This is a genomic window from Natronorubrum daqingense, from assembly GCF_001971705.1.
Taxonomy (GTDB): Archaea; Halobacteriota; Halobacteria; order Halobacteriales; family Natrialbaceae; genus Natronorubrum; species Natronorubrum daqingense.
Map to the genome: position 1 here is coordinate 51,404 of NZ_CP019328.1, position 25,402 is coordinate 76,805.

At 59.0% G+C, this 25,402-nt stretch carries 19 protein-coding genes; 8 read left to right on the forward strand and 11 right to left on the reverse strand.

Annotated features, from left to right (window positions below):
- Positions 1-8: 8 nt before the first annotated feature.
- The 7 genes from BB347_RS16745 (at position 9) to BB347_RS16780 (ending at position 9,111) form a co-directional block, all read left to right on the forward strand.
- On the forward strand, positions 9-815 hold the full coding sequence (locus tag BB347_RS16745) for an ABC transporter ATP-binding protein (RefSeq protein ID WP_076583573.1): 807 nt from the start codon (positions 9-11) through the stop codon (positions 813-815).
- The gene (locus BB347_RS16750; RefSeq protein WP_076583574.1) at positions 812-2,302 is read left to right on the forward strand and encodes a hypothetical protein; all 1,491 of its coding nucleotides are present in this window, start codon (positions 812-814) and stop codon (positions 2,300-2,302) included. The genes BB347_RS16745 and BB347_RS16750 overlap by 4 nt, the downstream gene beginning before the upstream one ends.
- A 105-nt stretch (positions 2,303-2,407) precedes the next feature.
- Positions 2,408-2,632 (forward strand): hypothetical protein, encoded by a 225-nt coding sequence (locus BB347_RS16755; RefSeq protein ID WP_076583576.1) that lies wholly within the window; start codon positions 2,408-2,410, stop codon positions 2,630-2,632.
- Between the two features lie 92 nt (positions 2,633-2,724).
- On the forward strand, positions 2,725-4,446 hold the full coding sequence (locus BB347_RS16760) for a cobyric acid synthase (RefSeq protein WP_076583578.1): 1,722 nt from the start codon (positions 2,725-2,727) through the stop codon (positions 4,444-4,446).
- A 228-nt stretch (positions 4,447-4,674) separates the two neighbouring features.
- A complete protein-coding gene (locus BB347_RS16765; protein ID WP_076583580.1) occupies positions 4,675-4,926 on the forward strand; it encodes an MTH865 family protein in 252 nt (83 codons plus the stop codon).
- Between the two features lie 517 nt (positions 4,927-5,443).
- Positions 5,444-7,492 (forward strand): bacterio-opsin activator domain-containing protein, encoded by a 2,049-nt coding sequence (locus tag BB347_RS16770; RefSeq protein WP_076583582.1) that lies wholly within the window; start codon positions 5,444-5,446, stop codon positions 7,490-7,492.
- Positions 7,493-8,307: 815 nt separating this feature from the next.
- A complete protein-coding gene (locus BB347_RS16780; RefSeq protein WP_076583586.1) occupies positions 8,308-9,111 on the forward strand; it encodes a matrixin family metalloprotease in 804 nt (267 codons plus the stop codon).
- A 40-nt stretch (positions 9,112-9,151) separates the two neighbouring features.
- Here the strand turns inward: BB347_RS16780 and BB347_RS16785 are convergent, their stop codons facing one another.
- From BB347_RS16785 to BB347_RS16795, 3 genes are all read right to left on the reverse strand, one after another.
- Positions 9,152-9,502 (reverse strand): winged helix-turn-helix transcriptional regulator, encoded by a 351-nt coding sequence (locus tag BB347_RS16785; RefSeq protein WP_076583591.1) that lies wholly within the window; start codon positions 9,500-9,502, stop codon positions 9,152-9,154.
- A gap of 205 nt (positions 9,503-9,707) precedes the next feature.
- Positions 9,708-10,589, reverse strand: coding sequence for a trehalose-phosphatase (gene otsB / locus BB347_RS16790; protein ID WP_076583593.1), 882 nt, complete (start codon positions 10,587-10,589; stop codon positions 9,708-9,710).
- 3 nt (positions 10,590-10,592) lie between these two features.
- A complete protein-coding gene (locus BB347_RS16795) occupies positions 10,593-12,500 on the reverse strand; it encodes an alpha,alpha-trehalose-phosphate synthase (UDP-forming) (protein WP_076583595.1) in 1,908 nt (635 codons plus the stop codon).
- 245 nt (positions 12,501-12,745) lie between these two features.
- On the opposite strand from BB347_RS16795, the gene BB347_RS16800 reads away from it, so the two are divergent.
- On the forward strand, positions 12,746-13,987 hold the full coding sequence (locus tag BB347_RS16800) for an aminopeptidase P family protein (RefSeq protein ID WP_076583597.1): 1,242 nt from the start codon (positions 12,746-12,748) through the stop codon (positions 13,985-13,987).
- Between the two features lie 22 nt (positions 13,988-14,009).
- On the opposite strand, the gene BB347_RS16805 is transcribed toward BB347_RS16800, so the two are convergent.
- The 8 genes from BB347_RS16805 to BB347_RS16845 all read right to left on the reverse strand — a co-directional run bounded on the left by BB347_RS16805 (position 14,010) and on the right by BB347_RS16845 (position 25,032).
- Positions 14,010-15,230: an orc1/cdc6 family replication initiation protein gene (locus tag BB347_RS16805; protein ID WP_076583599.1), complete on the reverse strand. Its 1,221-nt coding sequence runs from the start codon at positions 15,228-15,230 to the stop codon at positions 14,010-14,012.
- 962 nt (positions 15,231-16,192) lie between these two features.
- Positions 16,193-16,456, reverse strand: coding sequence for a hypothetical protein (locus BB347_RS16810; RefSeq protein WP_139327052.1), 264 nt, complete (start codon positions 16,454-16,456; stop codon positions 16,193-16,195).
- Positions 16,457-16,596: 140 nt separating this feature from the next.
- Positions 16,597-17,046: a response regulator gene (locus tag BB347_RS16815; protein WP_076583603.1), complete on the reverse strand. Its 450-nt coding sequence runs from the start codon at positions 17,044-17,046 to the stop codon at positions 16,597-16,599.
- Positions 17,047-17,818: 772 nt separating this feature from the next.
- On the reverse strand, positions 17,819-19,366 hold the full coding sequence (locus tag BB347_RS16820; RefSeq protein WP_076583604.1) for a flippase: 1,548 nt from the start codon (positions 19,364-19,366) through the stop codon (positions 17,819-17,821).
- The gene (locus BB347_RS16825) at positions 19,366-21,024 is read right to left on the reverse strand and encodes an alkaline phosphatase family protein (RefSeq protein ID WP_076583606.1); all 1,659 of its coding nucleotides are present in this window, start codon (positions 21,022-21,024) and stop codon (positions 19,366-19,368) included. Before BB347_RS16825 ends, BB347_RS16820 begins: the two co-directional genes overlap by 1 nt.
- A 263-nt stretch (positions 21,025-21,287) precedes the next feature.
- Positions 21,288-23,069 (reverse strand): asparagine synthase-related protein, encoded by a 1,782-nt coding sequence (locus BB347_RS16830; RefSeq protein ID WP_076583608.1) that lies wholly within the window; start codon positions 23,067-23,069, stop codon positions 21,288-21,290.
- A 628-nt stretch (positions 23,070-23,697) separates the two neighbouring features.
- The gene (locus BB347_RS16840) at positions 23,698-23,916 is read right to left on the reverse strand and encodes a hypothetical protein (protein WP_076583611.1); all 219 of its coding nucleotides are present in this window, start codon (positions 23,914-23,916) and stop codon (positions 23,698-23,700) included.
- A gap of 99 nt (positions 23,917-24,015) precedes the next feature.
- Positions 24,016-25,032 carry a PGF-CTERM sorting domain-containing protein gene (locus tag BB347_RS16845; protein ID WP_076583613.1) on the reverse strand — a complete coding sequence of 339 codons (1,017 nt, stop codon included), beginning with the start codon at positions 25,030-25,032 and terminating at the stop codon, positions 24,016-24,018.
- Between the last annotated feature and the right edge of the window lie 370 nt (positions 25,033-25,402).

A 25,402-nucleotide genomic window follows, 5' to 3' on the forward strand; every position in this document is an offset into this window, starting at 1 on the left:
GTAAATCGATGGGTGTGATACAAGTCGACGGGTTGGCGAAGTCCTACGGAACTGTCGATGCAGTAGACGAAATGGCGTTCACCGTCGAGCGGGGCGAACTCTACGGCTTTCTCGGACCAAACGGGGCCGGAAAGACGACGACGATTCGCGTGCTCACGGGCCAGATTCAGCCGAACTCGGGGACAGTCAGCGTGCTCGGAACCGACCCCACTGCGGAACCGATCGAAACCCGACATCGGGTCGGCATCCTCCCCGAACAGGGCTCGCCGCCGAGTTTCCTGACGCCGCGAGAGTTCCTCGAGTTCGTCGGCGACGTGCGCGGACTCGAGCCCGACCGAGTCACCGAACGGACGACGCGCTGGGCCGAGCGACTCGGGTTCGAGAGCAAACTCGACACGCTCCACACGGACCTCTCGCGGGGCCAACAACAGAAGGTAATGATCTCGCAGGCGTTCCTCCACGAACCCGACGTCGTCTTCATCGACGAACCCCTCGCGAATCTGGATCCACTCGTCCAGGAGCAGGTCAAACGGTTCCTCGTCTCCTACGCGGCCGGCGACAACGCCGTCTTCGTCTCGACGCACAACATCGACGTCGCGGAGGAAATCTGTACGCGCGTCGGCATCGTCGCCGACGGCCGCATCGTCACCGAACGCTCGCTCGAGGGCGATTCGAGCGCCGTCAGCGGTGGCAGCGCTGACAGCGAGCCACTCGGGGACGACTCGCTTCTGGACGTGTTCCTCGAGCGTGTCGAGGGCGAAGACGTTCGCGACGCACCGTCGCTCGAGGGACTCGAGGCGCCCGCCAAACGATGACAGAATCCCCACAGCAGCCGATTGCCCAACGCGAGGCCACCACCCGACGCGGAACGACCGCGTGGCGGCTGTTCGCGACGCTCCTCAGGGAGGAGTGGCGACTCCACACCCAGCTGTTCGGCGGCTGGCGCTTCGCGCTCTTCCCGGCCGTTATCGCCGTCCTCGCCGTCAGTGCGACGATCGCGCTGCTCGAGACGGGCACCGCAGCCGGAACGATTGTAACCGGCCTCCACGTGCTCGCACTCGGCTTCGGACTCTACAGCGGGACCGCTGGCTTCGCCGGTTCGGACATGCTCGAGAACGTGTTCGGGCGACTCTCGCTCGTCCTCTCGACCTCGACGACGCTCCCGCTCTCGCGACGACGGCTGCTCGGCATCTTCCTCCTCAAGGACGGGTTGTTCTACGCGGTCGCGTTCGTGCTGCCGATGGCGCTCAGCAACGCCGTCCTCGTCGGCTCTGCTGGCGACGCACCACTCGCCGTGGCCGCGATGTGGCTCTCGCTCACGCTCACGTTCGCCGCCGGCATGGCCCTGACCGTCGCGATGATCGCCGTTCGAACCCAAGGCGTGCCGACGTGGGCGATCGGCGGCGGAGCGGTCCTCGGCGTCGTCGGCCTCTGGGCCGGCGGTTTCAGCAGTGTCGCCTGGAACGCGTTCGTCCCCCTCGAGGGGACGCTGCTCGGTGCCGGCGGTCTCGCCGCGGGCGTCGTCCTCGTCAGCGTCGGCTCGCTCACGCTGTACGATCCGACGTACGGGCGGCCCTCGAGAACGGCCGGTGACCGGTTCGCACGCCTGAGCGCCGCATTGCCCCTGCGCGCCGACAACACGCGGGCGCTCGTCTCGAAGACGCTGCTCGACCTGGCCCGATCGTCCGGCGGAGTCGCGAAGCCGTTCGTCTCGGCGACCATCCTCCTCGCGCTCGTCGCCGCGCTCGTCGGCGTCGTCGACTCGATAACCGGCATCTCGCCCGCGCCCGGCATCTTCTTCGGCGGCGTGCTCGGACTGACGGCGTTTACGACCTACAACTGGCTGACCCAGTTCGACTCGCTCGAGGCGTACCTCGCCTACCCCGTCTCGATTTCGGACGTGTTCCGGGCGAAGCGAATCGCGTTCGTCGTCGTCGGCGCGCCGACCGTCGCCGTGCCGTATCTCGCAGCCGTGCTCTGGTTCGACGCGACGCTCGTCGACGCCGTCGTCGGCGCGATCTTGCTCGCGGGCTACGCGCTGTATTACTACGGCCTGACGGTCTACATCGCCGGCTTCGATCCGAACGAGTTCCTCTTCGACGCCGTACGGTTCTCGCTGTTCACTCTCGGCGTCGGCGTCGTGCTCGTCCCGACGCTCGTCGCCGGGTTCGTGGTGGTTCCGCCGACCGGAGCCGTCGCGGTGACGCTGAGCGTCGCGGGCGTCGGGTTCGGCGCAGTCGGTATCGTGCTCTCGAGTCGCGCCGGACCGCGATGGGAGAAACGGACTCGAGTCGGCAAGTGAGACCGTGCGTACGGGTTGAATCGACCGGCGTCGGTTGCTCGCGTTCGAAAGCTGCCTTCACCTGCAAGCCGTATCGAAACGAGCCAATCTGGTGACCTATTCCGTATGAAGGTCGTCTACAAACCGGGAAACACCTACGAGGAGATCAACTGCTTCGACTTTCGGGAGTACGAACACGGCGTCGTTCTCCACAACGAAGACGGATATAACATCGGCTACGTCCCACACGACATTCTGAGCCACATCGAACCACACGACGGCGAGCGACTCGAGTTCGAAGACGGACAGCCGCCGGAACCCGGCGCTGACGACGACTACGACGACGAATAATCGTCGCTCGATAAGTGGACGGATAGTACGACGATGGCTCGAGTGAAACCGGTAGGACGATACCACACGACGGCCGAGTATCGTCAACGCGGATGACACGAACCCTTCTCGTCGCCGGGACGGCGAGCCACGTCGGCAAGTCCACCATCGCCGCCGGCCTCTGTCGAATGCTCGCCGATCGAGGCGTCTCGGTCGCCCCCTTCAAGGGACAGAACATGAGCAACAACGCCCGCGTCGTCGTTCGAGCCGAAGGCGCGTCGGACGAAACCGCTAGTCGGCCCGTCGAGACACAGCAGGGACAGCGAGAACAGCAGGGACAACAGGGACAGCATGAACAGCGAGAACAGCAGGGACAACAGGGACAGCAGGAACAGCGAGAACAGCAGCCACAACAGGGACAGAGTGGAACGCAAGCTCAGCGTGACCAGTGGGGCGAGATCGGCGTCTCGCAGTTCGTGCAGGCTCGAGCGGCCCGGATGACGCCCACGACGGACTGCAACCCAGTGTTGCTCAAGCCCCGCGGCGACGGCGAAAGTCAACTCGTCGTACAGGGCGTGGCCCACGAGCACGTCCCGGCCGGCACCTACTACGACGACTACTGGGAGGACGCGCGCGCCGCGGCCGAACGCTCCTATCGACGGCTCGCGAGCGAGCACGAGGTCGTGATCGCGGAGGGTGCCGGGAGCATCGGCGAGATCAATCTCCACGACCGCGACCTCGCGAACGTCGAGACGGCGCGCTTTGCCGACGCCGACATCCTCCTGTTAGTCGACATCGAACGCGGCGGGGCGTTCGCCAGCCTCTATGGCACCATCGAACTCCTGCCCGACTCCCTTCGCGAGCGGGTCGTCGGCGCGGTCATCACCAAATTCAGAGGCGACCCGTCGCTGCTCGAGCCCGGAATCGAGGAAATCGAAGCGAAGACCGGCGTGCCAATTTTGGGCGTCGTCCCCTACGACGATCCGGGGCTGCCAGAAGAAGACAGCGTCGGGCTTCCAGCGACGGACGAACGCGGCGTGCTCGGCGACGACGACGGCGTTTCGCCCGAGCGACGGCTCAGAGTCGCTGTCCCTCGCCTTCCCCGGATTTCCAACGCGACGGACCTCGAAGCGCTGGCCGACGAACCGGGCGTTTCCGTCGCGTTCGTGCCCCTCGAGGAGCGTGCAGTCGAGGACGAACTCGCAGACGCCGACGCCGTCGTGTTGCCAGGGTCGAAAAATACCGTCGACGACCTTCACAGACTCCACGACGTGGGATTCGGAGCCGCACTCGAACGGTTCGACGGGCCGATCGTCGGTCTCTGTGGCGGCTACCAGATGCTCGGCGAACGGATCACGAACGCATCGCTCGAGGGCACCGGGACAGTCGACGTCGTCGACGGGTTCGGGCTACTTCCAGTCGAGACTGAATTCGAGGCGGGAAAACACCTCGAGCAAACGGCTATCACCGTCGACGGCGACGGATCGAGGCTTCTCGACGGCGTCGACGGGCCGGTATCGGGGTACGAGATCCACGCCGGACGGACGCGCGTAACAGCACCCGTGGGCCAACCTATCGGCGACTCGAGTGCCGCGCAAGGATCGGTTCTCGGCACGTATCTCCACGGTCTCTTCGACAACGAGTCGGTTCGATCGGCATTCCTTTCGACGGTGGCCGAGAACGCCGGTATCGACCGGCAGATGCGGATAACTGCCGACGACGGATCCGGCGGAGATTCGGCTGGCACGAACGGGTCGACACCCTACGACCGGGCCGGGGCACTCGTGGAAGAACACATCGACCTCGAGGCACTCGGCGAACCGTTCGATCGGTAACCCAAGAGCGCTCGAGCATACTCTCCCTCACCAACAGTGCTCTGCCCCCTCTCACAGTGACTCTACCCCTTCAACCGTAACGATCCACCTTCAACAGTAACGATCGTCGAATTCGAAGCGCTACTCCGATCTCTGGCTCCCGAATGTGTCACCTGTAATACAACACCGGGTGAGCTGGAAAGAACTACCTGCAAATTTATTATTTATCAGAGGGTACTACCATGCGCAATGGCAGACGAATCCGAAATCCGCGAGCAAATGGTCGATGCATTCGAAGAAGCCGATTACCCAATCTCGAGCCCAATGGACCTCGTCCCGGCCCTGCCGAATGGCCCAGGGACGAAATTCGAGTCGGGAGACTTCTCGATGACCGCGATGGAACTGAACACGAAGACCTCGGGCGGTGACTTCCCGTACGACGACGCCGAGTCGTTCGTCGACGACATCATCGAGGACCTCAAAGAACAGGGCGAACTGTAGTTCGGCGGCGACGCCGCCACACCACGATCCGACACCGGTTTTAGCGGGGACGGTGGCCGCTTGGAACAACACCTCGAGTTTGAGGTACTGGCCGTGAGTACGACCAGCGACGTGCTCGCACCGATTCGGATCCGAGAAACGATAGTTTGACCGTGGAGAAGGGGTTTCACTGCAGGGATTCGCGAGTGTCGCCCCTGGCACTCAGGCGGCCGATCGTTACACAGTGTACACTGTGTAGAATGTGTAGAAAGTGGAGCGTTGTGGAATGTGGAGACGGTGCGTCGCGTGACACGCCACGGCAGAGATGACGAGGTCGTATCACCTGAGATACATACCCTACTTCAGACAAGAGTAGCTATCATATATTAGCAATATATACTGTTAGCTATCGCCGGGCGAAAATTCGCCAGCAGTGTCAGTATTGGAGAGGGTGTGGACCAGTAGCCTTTTATTCTGATGCACCATTTGCTCAGAAAGGCGGCACCGGCCGAGTAATCGCGAACATAGCTGATAGTACATGCCCGACGAGAATCGAGTCGGATCGATCATCCACGTGACGACGACCCAGTCGAGTCCGTTGCAGTCTCGACTCCGGGAGAAGACCCCCTACAGCGTTCGAGTGACGACCCCGTCGTCGGCACTCGAGTCGACCCTCACTCCAGAGACCGAATTCAGTTCGCCGGACAGGGACAGGGACGAGAACGGGGACGGAGACGAGGATGGGGGCGACGCAAACGACGCCGTCCTCGCGTTTGTCCTCGAACACGTGACTCCCTCGGAGACCGCATCGATCCTCGAGCGTTGCCAGCGAGTTGCACCAACCATTCCGACGATCGTCGTTCCGGACTGCCAAAACGAAGCACACGCAGTTACCGCTTTGCGAGCGAACGCAACCGAGTACATTCCGGTCGACGCAGACGAAGATCCACTCGAGTTGCTTCTCGACGCCGTCGAAACGGCATACGGAGACCGTTCACTCGAAGACCACTACCACCGAATCCTCGCGAACGAACTCCCCGACGAGGCGTTCGTCATCAGTGAAGACCAGACGTATCTCGAAGCGAAGATCCACGAGGACGCTGCAGCGTTGTACTCCGTCCCTCCCGAAGAGTTAGTCGGGTCCAGCCTCGATGACGTCTTTCCAGCGGAGACAGCCGAGCGACTCGGTCAGTGTCTGCAAGACACACTTGAGAGCGGTGACATTCGAACCATCGAGTATCCGGCACGAACGCACCAGGGAGAGCGTCGCTACGAAGCACGAGTGGTTCCGATCGACGAACGGATCGAAGAGCAACGGGCCGTCATTTGGCTCGCCAGAGACGTCACCGAACGGGTGCGTCGGGAACGGGAACTGCGATCCCGACAGGACCAACTCGAGACGATCAGTCGAATCAGCACCGTCGTGGGGCAGGTAATCGACACGTTAGTCGAAGCGCCCTCGCGAGACACGATCGAACGCGACGTCTGTGCCCACCTCGTCGATTCCGAACTGTACTGTGGGTCGTGGATCGCCGAACGGGCGGGTGATGGATCACTCTCGTATCGAACCGGCTCCGGTAGTGCAGAATCGGTCCTCGAGACACGAAGCGAACTCACGACCGGCCCCGAGTGGATCGGCCAGCAAGCAATTCGGACGGAGAGCATTCACACTGTCACCGATATGCAATCGAACGACTCGGTCCCCGAGCCACTACGCCAGGGTGCTCGTGAAGACGACGTCAACTCGGCAATAACCGTTCCCGTCACTCACAACGAGTCGAGCTACGGCGTCCTGACGGTGTTATCGAGACGCGACGAGGCGTTCACCAACGACGAACTCGCCGCGTTCGTGTTACTCGGCGAAACGATCGGATTCACGATCATGGCCGTCAAAAACCGACAGTTGCTGTTCGCCGATACCGTCGTCGAACTCGAGTTTCAGATCGATGGTGGCAACACGTTCTCCTTCGACCTCTCGGAAGCGTACGACTGTACGTGCTCACTCGAGTGGGCCGGCACGACCTCGAGCGGGCGCACTGTCCAGTACGTAACGATAGACGGCATCAGCGGCGAGACCGTACTCGAAGCCGCGGACGACCACCACTCGATCGAACGCTCCAGACTCATTCACGACGGCGGAGACAACTGCACGCTCGAGATTCGACTCACCGAGTCGGGTGTCCGAGCACTTGCGAATCACGGCGCGACGATACGAGACGTAACCGTCGAAGACGGCGTTGGAACCTGCGTCATCGAAATCTCACAGAACGCGGACGTTCGAGAGATCGCAGATGCGCTCACCGTAATCTACGAAAATACCGAACTGGTCGCCAGACGGGAAGTCGATCGCTCGGTCCAAACGGCCGCCGAGCGTCGGAATCGCATCCTCGATCAACTCACAGACCGGCAACTCACGACGTTGCGCTTGGCCTACTACAGCGGCTTTTTCGATTGGCCTCGCGAAAGCACCGGCGAGGAAATCGCCGAAGCGATGGACGTCTCTCCCCCGACGATGCACCAACACCTCAGAAAAGGGCTCCAGACGGTGCTCGCCGAATTCTTCGAAACCGCAGGTGGCGTCGACTGAGACATTCCCACAGCCGTTACCACACCCACAGCAGTTACCACACCCCACCATACCACACCCACAAAAGTTACCATACCACACTATACCACACCCACAAAAGTTACCACACCGCTGCAATTGCTCCAGCACGACGCAGAACCTGCCGTCTTCACCGGAAATACGGTGTGTCCATCCTCGATTATCGACCCTCGAGCATGCGGGAAGCCCGAACGGCAACGTCGATCCGCCCCGTAACTCGACCCGAACCTGTGGCTCCGATCCGGCCGACGAATGCGGACGCAGCGGAGGCGACTCCATAAATGACGGCTATGTACACCCCAGCGTAGACACGGGTGTCTCGAGTCGACCATCACGGAAGAATGACACTCACTGGTTCGAGAGATTCGGGATCGGATGGAAGCTGGCAACGGTGCGTGAGTCTGCGATGAACGAAACGTCCTTCGGAAGAGTGTACGCTGGGTCGAACGGAAACTACTACACCGAGCGCCAACTCGAGCGAAACCTCCGTTCGGGGTGCTGGACGCCGTGTCTCAGACAACGAAATCCAGCGCGGCGACTAGTCGAAACGCGTGAGGGAAACCTACTGCTGGTAGGAGTCGTCTCACATCCCCCGCCGTGGATCGAGATTCGAATTTCGAAAGGCGGGGCACGGATCGTCGATACGCGAGTTCCGCTTCCAGAGTGAGCGTTCTCAATTTCCGCCCACCCCCGTTTTCGGCCCACCCCCGTTCTCAACTTCCACCCACCGCAGACGACCGTAATAGCGACACATGTGAACCATCACGAACTGGGAGTGGCCCTGTCTCTCAGCGATCGTGAATCGGCGTCTGTTTCTCGGATCGGCGGGCGCGATCCTCTCGACTGGTACCCTCGCCTACACGACTCGGCAACCGACGGACGCCCTCGAGGTACGGTTCTGGCTCTCTGCGCAAGCGGCCGAGTATCGTGGCGTCTCGAGGCGGGTCCGTGAATTTCTCGAAGTCGTTCTGGCGTTCGAGTACTGGACGCTCGAAATTTCACACGGTGGAACCGTCGACATCTCGACCGAAGACGGCGGCCAAGTGACCAGACGCGGTGAGTGGCCGGCACGACTCGTCGCCGGGAGTGTCAGTCCGAACGGATCCTCGTCTCGAGCGGACGTCAATTTGCTCGTCACCGACGGGCAAATGCAGGAAGCCCCGACCGGCTACGGATTCTCGAACGTGGCGTCGGTCGGCGGCGCCAGACACATCGCAGCGCTCGAGTCGGTCGAGGAACTCGGTGGATCGGCGACCGAAGCCACCGAGCAGTGGGTCGTCCCCGACGAAGACGCGACGCGAACGATGCAGATTCTAATTCACGAAGTCGGGCACGCACTCGGGTTGGGACACGAACACGGCCTCTCGTATCGAGTCGACGAACGCGACGCGGTCGTCGCTACGCCGATGCTCAGCAGTTACGCCTGGTCACCGGACTACATCGGTGAGTACTCACAGTGTGGAACGACCCATCCAGATCCCACTGGCTCGAGTCGAAAACTGCAACTCTCGTTTTCTTCGTGTGCGCGGTCCGAACTCGAGACGTACAGCGGCGGTCTCGGCGGTCCCGGCGGTCCCGGCTCTCTCGGCGCTACTCGCTAGCGTGAACAACGGCCTTCCACCCGGTGACCGCAAGAACTGGCTACTCGTCGGTGTCGCTATCGGTTTCGCTCCGTGCGATGGTCGTTCGTGTCTCACCACGTCGGGTGGCCGTCGCAGACGGACCCGAGATGAGCGATTCGAAGTCGTCGGTTTCGTCGTATTGGTCGCGGTAGGCGAGCGCCGACTCGCCTGCCGGCGTAATTTCGTAGAGACCGGAGCGCTCGGCCGGGCCAATCTTTCGAACGAGGCCGTAATCGGCTAACACCGGCAATCTGGTATTGATGTTTTTCCGGCTCTTCCCCGTATGCGACGCGAGATTCGTCGCGACGTTTCGGCCCGTCTCCTCGAGTGATCCGAGGATCAGAAAGTCAGTTGGCTGGCGCAATTTCACTATCGTTCACTCTCGTGCGCCACCATATTTCCAGTTGTAACTAATACTTTCGACTTCGTGAGCAGTGGGTTCTACAACCAGTTATCTCGAAAGGAGAAGAGGTTCCCAAATGCGACAGTTCGGAAAATTGAGTGAGCGCGGACTCAATCCGAGCGGTGTCGTTTTCGACTGGCGCAATCGGATCGTTCCGGGTGCCGGCGAACGATCACTCGAGGCGAGAGGCGACGGTGGCCGGCGCTGATCGCGTCGACTGTGAGGGCACGTTCGGTCCTCGATCGGGTCGATCGAGTTCCTCGAGTGCGCTCGAACCGAGCCACTCGAGAAACGACGCCACCTCGTCGGGTGAGTCGACGGAAGCCGACGCGGCCGACGGCGTCGCCTCTCCGACGCGAATGCCGATCCCCTCCGGTTCGACGGCACGAAACGCCGACTCGTCGGTTACGTCGTCACCGATGTACAGCGGAACCGTTTCCGGCGGCATTTGGGCGTCGAGCAAGGAGACCGCGTTGCCTTTCCCCCACGGAATCGAGGGGCCGATTTCGAGGATTTTTCTGCCGGGCGAAATCTCGAGTGAGTCGGCTCCGAGTGCATCGACGACGGCTCTCGTCTGTCGTTCGACCACCGGGTGCCCAGCGGACGGAACCGACCTGAGGTGTACGGTACCGGTCAGTCGTTTGTTCTCGACGCGGGCGTTCGGTACCGAATCGAGAACCGTCTCGAGGGTGTGACAGACGCGGTCGATCTGGGCTGCGCGTTTGCGAGCAACCGGGTGAATCGCAACGGACCCGTCTCGAGCGAGTTCGAGGCCGTGGTTTCCGGCGTACGCGGCCGGGCCATCGATCCGCGTTCGAACGTCGGACAGGGCGCGACCGCTCACGATCGCCGTCGACACGGCCGGTGCAGCGACGAGGTCCTCGAGTGCGCTCGTGGCGGCCGGGATCGGTGTCGCAGCGTCGGGATCCTCGACGATGGGCGCGAGCGTCCCGTCGAAATCGAGACAACACAATACGTGAGCGGCGCCGGCGAGTTTCGAGCGAATCTGCTCACGTCGCTCCTCGAGTGGCTGTGGTGGTAACTCAGCTGTCATCGATCACGCTGTGTAGGTGTATTCAGAGGGATCGGTGCTCGAGTCGGACGTAGACGTCGATTCCGAATCGGCGTCACCATCCGAGTCAGACGGTGGCGAATCGTCCTTCGAGTCGGGCCGAGACGAATCGTCCTTCGAGTCGGGCCGAGACGAATCGTCCTTCGAGTCGGGCCGAGACGAATCGTCCTTCGAGTCGGGCTGAGGCGAATCGTCGGCAGAGTGGATTCGTGACATCCATTCGAACTGAGCGTCCATCCACCACTCGAGGTCCGTCTCGAACACCTGATCGCGTAGTGCGCTCATTCGACGCCGGCGTTCCTGTGGGACCATCGAGACGGCGCGCTCGAGGGCCTCGACAACGTCGTCCGTGTCAGTCGGGTCGATCGTGACCGCCTGCGAACCGAGCGTCTCGTGTGCACCGGTTTGATCGCTCAACAGCAACGAACCGTCGCAATCGACGCTCGCTGCGACGTACTCCTGTGCGACGAGGTTCATCCCGTCGACGACCGAACTCACGACCAACAGATCCGCCCGCCGATAGAGGGCACAGAGTTCGGTCGTCGAGAGGTAGTCTTCGGTGTAGACGATCGGTTGCCACTCGTCCGTCCCGAATCGCTCGTTGATGCGAGAGATTTCCCCGCGAACTCGCTCGTTGTGGCGTTCGTACGCCGGAATGTCCGTCCTCGAGAGCGAGGCCGACTGGACGAACGTAAACTCGCCGTGCCAGGAGGGGTTTTCCTCGAGGAACCGTTCGATCGCCGTGAGTCGTTCAGGAATGCCCTTCGAGTAGTCGAGTCGGTCGACCCCGAGGGCGATGTAGTTCTCGTTCGGAATGTCGTATCGATCGAGAACCGTCGTCAGATCGCTTGCCGAGACCGACCGAGCCGCTTCGTCGTACGACTCCGCGTCGACCCCCATCGGCGTCGCGACGACGCGAGTCGTGTGCTCGGCGTAGTGAACCGTTCCGCGAGAGCGGTCGACCTCGGCGTCGGGCACGTATCGGTCGACGCACGCCAGGAACTGCTCGGCGTATCGATCGACGTGAAATCCGAGCAGGTCATTTCCGAGCAGGCCCTCGAGAAGCTGTCGACCGTTCGGACACGCCCGAAACGTCGACGCCGACGGCCACGGGATGTGCCAGAACTGCGCGACCGTCGTCGAACTCGGGGTCGACTCCCGAATCATGCGCGGCGCGAGTGCGAAGTGATAGTCCTGGAGCCACACGACCGACTCGCCGCTCGCGTGTTCTCCGACCGCTTCGGCGAATCGTTCGTTGACCGATCGATACCACTCGAAATCGCTCGAGCGAGCATCGATGAGGTCGGTGAAACCGTGACAAAGCGGCCAGAGCACGCGGTTACTGAAGCCGTAGTAATACGATTCGACCGCCTCCGACGAGAGATCGATTCGGCGGAGCGTGTACGATTCGTCTCCCGGTGGGACGGAGACGCAGTGGTCGTCGTCCGCGACTTCGAAGTCGGCACCGCCGTCGCCCCAGGCGATCCACGTTCCTTCGGCGTTTTGCAAGACGGGGTCGAGTCCAGCCGTTAGCCCACCGGTCGGTTCGTCGACTTCGATCTGGCTGTGAGCTGGTCCAGATTCGGTGTTCGTTTCGGTCGTGTCCGCATCTACTGCGCTCGTATCCGCATTCGCTTCGTCGGTGTCCGTCTCGGATGTATCCGCATTCGCTTCGTTGGCGTCCGTCTCGAACTCGTGTCGGTACGGTTGTCGATTCGAGACGACGATCAACGAATCGGGACAGACCGATTCGTCGTCCGTCGATGACGGCACGTCCTCGTCTCGCGTGGCATTGGTCGCTCGTGTCTCGTCGGTCGACCGACGCTCTCCGTCGGATCGATGCTGTCCGCTCGTCGGTTTCGTCGACGGGGATCGCTCGTCGGTAAATCGCATTCGCTGAAAATACAGCGCCCCGTTGCAGGTTGATTCGTGGCCTGCATCCGCATGGGGGTCTAATGCTATCGCCTACGAGGCGAATTCGCCAGACTGTACAGTCACGTGTCTGAACCGACTGTGCGAACACATTCGAGTCGAATACAGTGTGAACGCCACAGCACTCACGCAGTCCAAACGTTCTTTCCGGCCTCATCCCTCACGCAGTCCAAACGTTCTTTCCGGTCTCATCCTCATTCTGAACCATGGCCTCGACGTTCGAACGGCGACTCACGAACTGCCGACACAGGCTCGAGCGAAGTGGTGGCGACCTCCTCGTCTGTGTTCCGAGTCCCAATCTCACCTACCTCACCGGCTTCGAGGAATCACCCTCCGAACGTCACCTGTTGTTGTTCGTGCCACGGATCGGTACGCCCACCCTCGTCGCACCGAAGATGTACGAACAGCAACTCGCGACCATTCCGATCGACGAACCACCGCTCGAGGTCCGAACCTGGGACGACGACGAGAATCCACTGGAGGAGATTCGCGCCGTACTCGAGGGATACGAAACACGACACGGTCTCGAGTTCGCGATACCCAACGGCGTCGGAGACACTAACAGCGACGGTGAAGCAATCGACGACGATCGTACACCCGGTGACGGCTCGATTCTCGTCGACGATCGAATGTGGGCCACCATCAGTCAGGATCTTCGCGCGTGTGCCCCCGACGCGACGTTCGGTCTCGCGAGCGACGTTCTCGAGTCTCAACGCATCCGAAAGGACGACGTCGAACTCGAGGCACTCCGCCGTGCCGGGGCGATCGCAGATCGTGTCTCGCTCGAGATTCGGTCGCGCGGCGAGGAATTGATCGGAACGACCGAATCGGCCCTCGCGAGTGACATCGAGGAGCGACTCGAAGCGGAGGGGGCTGGCAAGCCGGCGTTTTCGACCATCGTCGCGGCCGGGGCGAACGGGGCGCGACCACACCACCATAGCAGCGACCACGAGATCGAACGCGGCGAGCCGATCGTGCTGGACTTTGGCGCGTTCGTCGACGCTAAACTCGACGGTGGAACGGGGCGGTACCCCGGCGACCAGACCCGGACGATCGTGCCCGGCGAACCGACCGAGGAGTACAAACGAGTCCACGAGATAGTCCAGAAGGCACAGCAAGCCGCCGTCGAAGCCGTCGAGCCGGGAGTCACCGCTTCGGCTGTCGACGAGGCAGCGCGGTCGGTGATCGAGCACGCCGGCTACGGAGACGCCTTCACCCACCGAACCGGCCACGGCGTCGGCCTCGAGGTCCACGAACCGCCGTACATCGTCGGCGGGAACGATCGCGAACTCGAGCCAGGGATGGTTCACAGCATCGAACCCGGCATCTATCTCGACGGGAAGTTCGGCGTCCGAATCGAGGATCTCGTCGTCGTCACCGAAACCGGTTCCGAACGCCTGAACGACTCCCCTCGAGGGTGGGAAACTGGCGACGGGCCCTCCGAGTGAAGGTTGAAAATCAGTGACGAACTCACTGCCCGTTGTTGTACGCTTCGTCGGTCTCGACGAGGACCTTCTGGACGACGTCAGGGTCCTCGAGTAACTGGTGTTCGGTGTAGCTTCCTTCTGCACTTCCGCCGCTCTGGCGGGTTTGTTCGATGATATCGAGGAACGCGTGTTCTTTCAGCAGGTCGCGAACGCGTCGCAACGAGAGCGTGTCGGATCCCTCCTGACGACACACCTCCTCGTACACGTCGAAAATTCGGGTCGTCCGAAAGCCACCCTCGTCCGGCGAATTGATCGAGAGCACCGCGAGTGCCTGCAGGACGTACCGTGAGTGAGGGGTCGAACCGCGGATGAGTTCGCGAAATCGGTCCGTTTCGGCCCGTTCACGAGCCTGGACGACGAACTCCTCGCGAACCGTCTCACTGCCGTTGGACTGTGCGATCTCACCGGCGTACCGGAGAATGTCGATCGCTTTTCGGGCATCTCCGTGTTCTCGAGCCGCGAGGGCCGCTGCCCGCGGGATCACGGAGGCGTCGAGAATGCCGTCTTTGAACGAGTCGCTGCGAGCCTGCATGATGTCTCGAAGCTGATTCGCGTCGTACGGCGGAAAGACGAACTCGCGTTCACAGAGACTGGATTTGACGCGTTCGTCCATCCGGTCTTTGTACTTGATCTTGTTACTGATGCCAATCACACCGATTTTGCAGGACTCGAGTTTTCCAGCCTCGCCCGCGCGCGAAAGTTGCATAAGAATGTCGTCGTCGTCGAGTTTGTCGACCTCGTCGAGAATGATGAGCACGACCTCGTATTGGGTGTCGAGCACCTGCCAGAGTCGTTTGTAGTACGTCGACGTGCTCAACCCCTTATCCGGGATTTTGATGTCGGTAATCGAAGAGTCGTTCAACGAGTGAGCAATCGTCTGGACGGCCTGGGTCTCTGTGCTGTCCTGAGCGCAGTCGACGTAGGCGAACTCCGCAGTGACCCCTTCTTCTTTCGCGACACGGACGAGTCGTTCGGAGATGTGTTTCGCACAGAGGGACTTTCCGGTCCCCGTCTTACCGTAAATGAGGAGATTGCTCGGACTCTGACCGAAGATAGCCGGGTTGACAGCGTTCGCGAGCTCGGCGATCTCGTCGTCCCGCCCGACGATACGTCCTTCCTCGGGCAAATGGTTGATCTCGAGCAACTCTTTGTTCTCGAAAATCGGGTCGTCACGGGTGAAGAGATCGTCGCCGGAACTCGACATAGGTATAGACACCACGTTTCCGGTGAAATGTCTTTACTGTTTGGACTCATTACCATCCGATCGCGAGAAACGGCTGTTTTACCGGAATACACGCCACTCGAGTGATTGACGGGTGAGGGTGTGTAAGATTATTGAATAGTGAGGGCGCGCACACCGGGTTTCCGGTGAAATGGGGTGAGAGGGGGGTGGGGTGCAGTTGAAGCGGGGGTGTGGGTTTACCGGAAACGTGGTGTGGGGAAGAGGAGGCCACGAGCTAGCACTGCGACCGAGATCGCCGGCAAGTGCCCAATAGCACTCCAAAATTGCGTAATTCGAGTCGGCGATAATTACGTGACTCGAGTGAGGGAATGACCGAATCAAATCCAGTGACTGGCGATAGAGGAGCGATATTTGCAGACAGTTACAATATTTCCGATGAACACGATGTTTCCGATGAAAGCGAAAGCGGAAACAGCTTGTTATGCTGTTCCCCATTTTCTAATCAGTGGACTATTTAGACTCCAGCTACTTATACATATAGGGCGGTATAGATAAAGGAGGCAGATGGATCCGTCAAGTGAGGGGTCAAGTAAGGATCAAATCGGGAATCAAGTTAGGATTTGCAGATGTGTGAATGCAAGTGGTCGTATCTGTGTGGAGTCTCCGCTCTCATTCACCGGAAACGTGGTGTGCCCGTGTTCGGTCACTCATCGATTCGACTCGTCGTGATCTCGTCGTGATTTCCAAAACGGTAGATACTCTCGCTTCTCGCTTGATTTACGCAGAATCTCACACAAAACTCACATTCTCTGTGCAACTCACATTCTCTGTGCAACTCACAGCCTCTATGCAACTCACAGTCCACCTAACACAGCCCACCTAACACAGCCCACCTAAAAACCCGCTGCCCACCCAAAACCCACACCTCTCCCTCACCAACTCACCCATTTCACCGGAAACCCGGTGTGTGCGCGCACTAAACTTCACACACTGAACCCCATCAATATCCGCTCGCCTCTCGTTTTCACCGGAAACGTGGTGTGGTAAGGAACGACTACTTTCAGCATCTCGAGGGAATCCTGCCAGCCAATTTCCTCTCGGTGCCCATTCACTTCAGTAGTAGCCTCGAGACTCTCTGTTTTTCCACCTCTGTTCACAACCGCTATTTCACCGGAAACCCGGTGTGGGTATCCGGTCCCTCCCTCCCCACTATCTTTGCCCTCCTTTCCGATAGCATCATCGAACACGTTCGGGTGCGAATTCTGCACGAGAAATCACTCAGATCGGTTCTGGAGACGAACGCTCTTCGAGGAACGCTACCCTCCGAGAGAATTCACGCTTACCGCCAGCTTTCGAGAGAATATACCCCTCAGCGAACGGTTAGTTTTTAGCCGGTGTCTTGGACGATCTCAAACCACAGATCCTCAATTTCTTGTACAAATCGAATGAAGTCTTCTGGCTCGACCGGTTTTTGCAGGTAATGATCTGCATCCAGTTCGTGAGATTTGACGATATCTTCGCCCATGTCCGAACTCGTGAGCACGACGACAGGAATCCCCTCGAGTGCTGACTCGTTGTTCAACTCGGACAACACGTCCATCCCGTTTTTTCCGGGCAACTTCGGCTCGAGTAGGATAAGATCTGGCTGTGGGGTTTCTGCATACGCCCCACGCTGAGTAATCATATCGAGTGCATCATCACCGTCGGATACGGTGTAGAGTTCGTTTTTCAGTTTTGCGTCTTTGAAGGATTCCGTGAAGAGCCGTGTATCGCCTGGGTTGGGTTCGACTAAGAGAATATCGACCCGCTTATCCTCGCTCTTGCTGTCTGGAGCCATTACAAGCTATTGCGAGTGGAGGGTTATAACACCGTGGCTCGCCTTTCGCCCATCTCGTTCATTTCATTGATAGGACGAACACAACGACTTTCGTGGATATTTTAACGCCATCCTCGGGGTAAACCGACACCGTCAGCGAAGCAAACTGACATCGTCGGCGAAGTACATCGGTACCGTCGAGTTAGTAGTAATACAGTTCGAGTTCGTGCCCGCAGTTTCGACACACCGTTTCAGTTCCCTGGAGTCGGTTCGAGGATTGCTCCTGGTGAATCCCCGGTCCCGGGGGCACGGACGCACTGACGCTTGCCTCACATTCCGGACAGCCGATACGCATACTCGAGTAGTTTGATTGAGACATGCCGTATCCGTAGTCGGGAAATCCGGTTAGTTATACTAACCATATCGTTAGCAGGCTGTACGTTTCGACGTGTTTCAGTGTCGTCCGATCGAATTATCTGAATTGAGGCGTCAAGGCCCCCTTCTGCTCACGACACCGCCGTTCGCAGAGTCAACGGGAACCTTCGGTCCCGCGCTGTCCTCAGCGAGCGAATCGAGCAGGGAGGGGACACAGCGTTCACAAGCGCGTCGCTCTTGTGTAACCAGTACAGATGCTCGGCATTTCTGTGGACGTCCTCGGTAAATCTTCGATTTCTGGTGTGTGAACGAGACGCAAAACGCCTCGTCAGCTACCATCAACCTACAACGACGCAGTCCCGTGATTGACTTTCGAGATCGTACCGATTGCAGATCCAATCGATGACGTCTAACCAATTTAATCGGCTGACAAGCCTGTTTCCGTATTCGAGTCGGGGATCCATCGTCGAACGAGCGGAATCGAGAAGCCGGCTGCGTCTTCGATGAGGTCTATGATGACGATGTCGTCAGCTTCGAAAGCGTCTACGAGGCCGACAACTGCGATCGAGCACAGACCGGTCACGACAAGGAAGGGTAACACCGTTACCATTGAAATCGAAATCCACGGTGAGACTAATGCGCCCGCGGGGAGTAATACGAGGGGAAGGGAGAGAAACGTTCGCGTCGATTCCGGCGAGAGCGGGGTGATGTCGTACTGAATTGCAAGCACGCCACAGATCACGGCGTGAACCCCAAGCAACGAGATGACTGAGGCGATACTGGCACCGATGAAGCCGTAGCGAGGGATCAAGACGAGATTGATACCGACGTTCACCACGAGTCCGACGATGTTCCCGATCGCAATCCAGGAAGTCGACCCAAGTGCAGAGAGTGTCTCTCTGTCGCGACCGACGGTAGCGCTGGCGAAGAAGCCGAGTGCAAGGATTGGTAACGCTGTTGCAGCATCGGTGTAATTCTGTCCGAAGAAGGTATGAATCACTCCCTCTGGGAAGACCACGAACAGGAGAAAGGCTGGGAACGTGATGATATATACCCACTTCGTCGTCGTCGCGTAGATGTCGTTTACGGCGCCGCGTTCGCCCTCAGAATCGAGCCGCGAGATGATCGGCAAGTAGAGAAATCCGAAGGCCGACAGTACGACGAGCAATCCCCCAGCAAGCGGGTAGGCGGCATTGTACATCCCGACTTCGTAGGAGCTGCGAAAATGGCCGAGCATGAGCGTGTCAGTCTGGGTAAGCAGCGTGCCGATCACCGTCGAAACAGCCAGCGGAGCGGAGAATATGAAGAGTTCTTTGGTATGCGTTCGGTAGGCTCCGACCAGCGGCATGAGCCGGTGAAGGAAGACGAGTGCGACGAGAAACGCCACAATTGCAGCAATGAGGTAGGCAATACCGGCTGCAACGATGCCCATCCCCGCGAGAAGCAAGCCGCCGATCAGGCCAATGCGAAGCCCCGGGTCAACGAGATCGTTCACAATTGTTCGGTATAGCGTGTTCTCGCAGCCTCGAATAGCCGCAATGAGCATTCGGAAGCCGACAGCGAATGGGAGTGTCACTGCAAGCACCTGAATGAATACGACCGCTGCCTCAGTCTCGAAAAACACCGCTGAAAGCCATCCAGCACCGATGAACATCCCAATGGCAAACACAAGCGACAGCACCGTCGTGATAGCCATTCCACTCACCAACAGACCACGGCGGTCCTCGAGACTGTCGTAGCGCGGAATAAACCGGGAGACACCCTGTGTGCACCCGACCAAAGCGAGTGTTATCGTAAATGTGAAAAACGCTAACCCGATACTCACCTCTCCATAGGCGTCGGGAGTGAGCAGTCGACCGATAACGACTCGCTCGCCCAGTTTCGCTGCCGACCCGATGATCCCACCGGCCATAACGAGGATCGCACTCGAAAGCAGTGTCGACAGTTCGCGCTCCCGGTCAGCCATTAGAGGTACCCGAGATCCTCGAGTCGGTCAGTAACTTCGTTGTCGCTGGCTGTCGGATCAGTAACGCTGGTGGTCCCGCTGGCGTAGCTTGGTTCGCTGTAGTCTACTCGAACTGGCTCTAGAAGATCGGAGACGAGCCCATCGGGGACGCTCCCGGTCATCGTCTCCGGAACCGACCAGCCCAGGGTGGCCATCGTAATTGGGGCGACATCAGTCAGTGAGAGCCGCGACGGAGATGGGCCGGAAATGGCCGGTCCAGCACCGATGAATGTCCCGTCACGTTTGTGGTCAAAACTGTCGATAGGGATGAATGTACGGCCGTACAGCGTTGCCGAGACCTGGTGCTTCATTTCCGTCGGTAGGAAGAGTATATCTGGAGCGTCCTCGGTGAACGGGCCGTCGTATACCGCTTCGCGTCGACAGACGAAATCGAAGGCTGGCTCTCCGTCAGGTGTCTCGAGCCCCTGAAGGATCTCAATTAGGTCGGTGCGGACCGCTTCGTACTCCGACTGTGGGACGACTCCGTTCGGTTCGCGCCCCTCGAGGTTGACCCGGATGCCCATTCGTGTTCCGTCGGGACAGTACGCGCGTGACTGGCTCCAGTCGACACCCTTGCCCACTGCCTCCCGTACTGAGTCCGGTATATGTCGGATAAGGTTCTGTTCAATCCCCATTCGTTCGGCGACCGCGTAGACGTCTTTTGGCTCGATGCCGATTTGCTCGAGTGTTCGCTGAGTGGCGAGCAGTGCTCGGTTGAGCGCCGTCGGAGCGTCCCGCGTTTCGGTACCGTCTTCTCCGTTTGTCGCTCCTGCCTCGGTCAGCGATGCTTTTTCGGTCGAAAGTGTCGGTCGATCGTTCACTTCGGCGGTCTCGACGTACCCGTGCTTTCGGAGAAGTTCGTTTACGTGGATTTTATACCCGTTGACAGGTCCGATGCCGTGATCCGAACAGACGATTACGGTTACGTCGTCGTCGATCGTCTCGAGGACATCCCCGAGCATCTGGTCGGCTGCTTCGTATACCTGCCGGAATTTATCATCCGACGTGAAATTGTGGAAGACTGCGTCGGTCTTCTGGACTTGCAACACAGCCAGTTTCCAGTCATACTTTTCGAGCAACTGTCGGCTTGCTCGTCGGCGCAGATCGATTTGGTCGAGATAGCCCGCGAATTTCTCTTCAGAGTGCTCACTGATTTCATTGCGGGAGTAGATCGTATACTCCTCGCCGAGGCTGTTACCCAACTCTGTTCGGATCTCGGCTGGATGGCCGGGTTCATCCTCGACGGCGAGATATCCGGGCAGGAGGACACCATTGATCGGATCTGCAGGATGGGTAATCGGGACATTGACCACTACTGACGTCTCTCCTTCGTTTGACAGGTAATCCCAGAGCGCCGGTTGGTGAACGTTATGCCGTGAAACAAGTGTTCCCTCATCTGGATAGCCGTCGTAGTCGAAGAAGCCGTACACGCCGTGGTGGCTCGGGTCAGTCCCGGTATACATCGAGGGCCAGGCGCTCCCAGTCCATGGTGGATGAGTCGACGTAAGGGGCGCTTCCACGCCACGATCACGGAGGGCAGAAAAGTTTGGAAGTGAGGAGGCAAAGCGGTCGAGGTACCGCATATCAAGGCCATCAAAGCCAAGAATAACTGTTTTCATCGCCTCACCTCCACCAACGGTGATGCAATCCAGAATCGAACGCTAGCCCATGTTGTTGGCTGAAACAACTGATTCTGTCCGTCTTGTCCGACCATCAACTGTCCAGACTATACATTCGATCTTTGTTATCTACTGATTTCGACACTATCCTCAACTAGTAACATACTGATAATAGTGACTGAATACTCACGGGACCATCTGTTCAATTGACGCTCTTCACCACTACTCGGCCGCTAAAACGAAATCGGATGACGAAGTGTAATTCAGACGAACGTGTTATTTCGATATGTGTTAAGGACGGGCTGATTCGAGCTGATATCGTCGATGAACGATGTCAGTGCGAAGATTCGGTAAATCGAAACTCGTCCGTAATCCGCGTGGGAATCGAGGAATTGATGCACATCTTCAGATGAGAAGACGTCACTAACTGCTCCACACTGGTTGACCTGAGAACGGATACATTCGATGGTATCCGGCTGGAGTGACGCCTCTGTATCGAGGTCGTTGACCGATTTGATGACCGGTTTTATGGACTCCATGACTCGAGGATATCGCGAGAGGAGGTCATCGATCATGGCCACCATTGCGTGTCTCGAGGACGCGACTGGGGCGCGGTAGTTCGGATGGCGAATCCGGGCTGCTTCGGGTGACAGGTCCGTGAGGAACGTTCGATACAGGTTGTACTGCACTTTTTGTTCGGATGGGCAGTGCATCGCATATGTGAAAAATGGCAGCGAGTAGAAGGGAGTTGTACTCCAGAAGAAGAACCGGTTTCGGTCCTCACCCTCGAAGAGGAAGTTGACTGCGCGTTCGTAGATACGAAAGTGAACATACAGGGCGTTGGGGTCCGTTTCTGGGTACTCCTCGAAACGACTGCGAATGCTCTCGCGGATCGCTGACTCGGAAAGGCCGGTGATCTCCGCGACGTCTTCGACCGGGAAGATGCCGTACTGTTGGATCACCTGATCTACGAGTTCGTCCATCGTCAGCGAACGAGCAGGGGTCAAATCTGGGAGGACCATGTCACCGCCGTCACCGGTAATGTACGAAAGCGAGGACCCGTACTCCTCGCGGATTTGTCGGAAGAATCCGAGGATAAACGATGTCAGAAGGCCGACCTGGCCATTCTTTGTTTTGATGAGGGTCTCGAGGTCTCTCCCCACTGGATGGGACACCTGATAGGTTTGCCACTCGACGTCGAACTCCGCAGCAATCACTCGAGCGATCTCGACGTCGGATTGTGGAACGTATTCCGACGATTCCATCGTCGCAGCGACCGGAGACTGCTCCTCTATCTGATAGCCGGCAAGCACGGATCGGGAGTCGAGACCGCCACTAAGCGAGATAACATCGGTTCCCTTCGAGCTCGATCGCTGTCGACACGCACGTTCGAACAACGACACTAGTTCGGAGGCGTTTCGTTCTGCAGATCGGTCCGCGTGTTCGTTCTCGTCAAACGCGAACGTCTGTACCGTCGTCTCCGTCGTCAGGCCGTGGTCGGGATCAAAAACGAGCAGGCTCGCCGGTCTCATCCGGTTGACTCCCTCGAGGAGTGTTCGCTCACCCAGTGAGTGGCCAAGCAGTAGGCACTGTGCGATCCCCATCTGATCGAACGAGTCCCCGAATTCACTGACGAGGTATCGTAACTCCCGAGAGAACACGAACGTCTCACCGTCTTGGGCATAATAGACGGGAAGTCGCCCAAGAGCGTCATTGAGCAACGCGAGTCGTCCGGAGTCCTTCTCGTATGCGACGAGGAGAAACTCACCATCAGTCTCGGTCACCCAGTCTTCGACTCGTTCGTTGTCACCGTGCTCGAATACGGTTTCAGCGAGCGACAGTAAGCCATATTTGTCCCCAGAATCAGCACCATCGTGTCCCTTCTCGCGGGTAATTTCGTTTTCGCCATCGTGATCACGTTCGGCCCCACCATCGTCGTAAATCCGTCCCTCGAGATAGACCCAGTGCGTTTCGTTCTCGTATATGGCGGTTGGATACTCCGGGTATGCGGTCACCCCGAGGGAGTATTCGCTCGAATTGAGCATTACTGTGGCCTCATACCGATCCATATGGGTCAACGGATCTAGGGATTTCCGGAACGACTCGGCGTCGGCGTCTGTCGCCGTCGTTTGGCCTGAAATACCAACCATATTTGTCTCTCTGCATATCACATATTCGTAATATACACTCTTATTACCGGTAACCTGAAACTACTATCAATCGGTCGATACTGTCTAGCTGAGAAGCCGTTGCTTCTCGTTTACAGATACTCGTCTGAGTATCAGGTGGTTTAGACCCCATACTGACAGAACTATGACTGATGCACGCAAAATTCGGTAATTCACCGATCGAGTTTCGCATCTACGCAGCGTCTCAGGGAAACGACTCTTCAAAACCCCGGGGGCATTCGTCCTCGGTGTCCTCGAGGAGTTCCGCGCGGAAGTGGGTGTCGTAGCATCCGACGGGTTTGGGCTCGTGACGGACGCTAATCCGGAACACGACCAAGCATTCCTCGACGAATTGTTCCACGCCCTCGCTGACAAACGGACTCAGCACCGTCAGTGGTATACTGGCAATAGATCACACAATACGGAACTGACTGTGAAACCGTGTCGGTGGCGATAGCACTGCAGCCAGCGGTCCGAGTCGTCGATATAACACGCGAACGGTCGGTTACTCGGCGTCCTCGAGTAATCCGAGATCGGTTGCAACGAGGTCGGCAATGCTGTCGACGATATCGGGATCGACGGTTGCAACGTCGCTCCCTCCGTGTAACTGTTCGTTGTGCCGCTCGACCGTCTCCGCAACGTCTGAGAGGGGGATACGGGAGGTCGTCTCACACTCAGCGCAGACGATCGGAACGCGGGGTTCGTCCTCGTTGGCGGCTGTCATCGGGTATTTCTCTCGAGCGAAGTGACAAAGCTTCACTGGTTGTGAATGTTCACGCAGCGGTTGCGTGAGGATTTCGTGCCGACCGTCGCCCGCGGGCGATCATCCCGACTGACGTCGAGTGAGCGCGAGTGCGACGAGCGCGAGTGCGACGATCACCGCCGGAACGCCGAAGCCGGGGATCACGTCGGCATCGTCGGTGTTGTCACCGTCATCGCTCTCGCCATCGTCACTCTCTCCATCGGCGCTATCGTCGCTTTCGTCACCGTCGTCGCTACTGCCCTCAGCACTACCCGTTTCGCTGACGACTGGTGTGCCACTGTGATCGTTTTCCTCGCCGTCGACGCCGGTTTCGTCGCTATCGAGTTGCAAGACGACGACGACCTGTCCGTGTGAGCCGTCTGGGGTGTACGTCCACTCGCCGCCGACTTCCTCGTAGGATTCTGCGTCTTCGATCGCATCGACGTCGGTGTCCCACGCCTCGTTTGGCTGTTCGATGTAGCCGACGACGTCTATCTTGTCGGCGTGTTCGCCTTCGATCTGGACCTCGCCGTACTCGATCGTCGCGTTCTCCTCTAAGCCGTGCATCTCGATGCTGTGGGTGTCCATGTAGCCGTCGCCCTGCACGAGGTCGTCGGTCGTTCCGAACTGGTCGCTATCGAGCGGTCGGTCGTAGTGGTCTGTGAGCGGGTACTGAACGGTTACGGGGTTCGCCTCCGAGTGCCAGGACAGTTTCTCACCGGTCTCGATGGTGACCGTCGTGTCTGGAACGCTTTCGCCGACGATCGGTTCACCGGCTTCGTTGAGCAACGTCACGCCGATCTTTCCGGAGCCGTCGCCGAGATACGGCGAGCGGTACTCGTCACGCGGGTTGATGTAACTGACCCAGTCGTCGTCGCCCGCCTCGTAGTACAATTCGCCCTCTTCGGGTGCCGGTTCGACGTAGGCTTCCTCGGAGACGGAGCCGTTCGCCTCGCTCACGTCGGATTCGATGGTACTCGCAGACGCGGTGATCGTAGCGCTATCGGCCCCGATTCCGGCGGGGGCCGCGAGGCCGACGACGCCGATGAAGACGAGTCCGGTCAGCGTGAAGGCGAGGACTGCAATGCCTCGATGCATCGCTACCGTCCTCCGGTGGTCTGATCTGGCTGTCGCCGCTGACTGCTCGAGTGAGGCGTCGACGCTACCCATCTCAGTTCCTGTTCGCGCCGTCTTAGTGCCTGTCCGTGCCGTCTCAGTGCCTGTCCGCACCGATGTGTCCGTCGGTGGCTCTCCTGTGTCATCTCCTCAACAAGCGATAGTCACTGATTTTTATATGACACGAATACCAGAATATAATGGGTTCCTACCACCCTTCCCGAGAGTGTTTCACGCGTCACAACCGAAGCTCTCGAGGAGTGTTTCCTCCCTCACAATCGGGACCTGCGAGTGAAAACTGGGATTCACGAGTCGAGTGTGTCGAGCGAACGTGAGCGGAGAACGTGTCGCT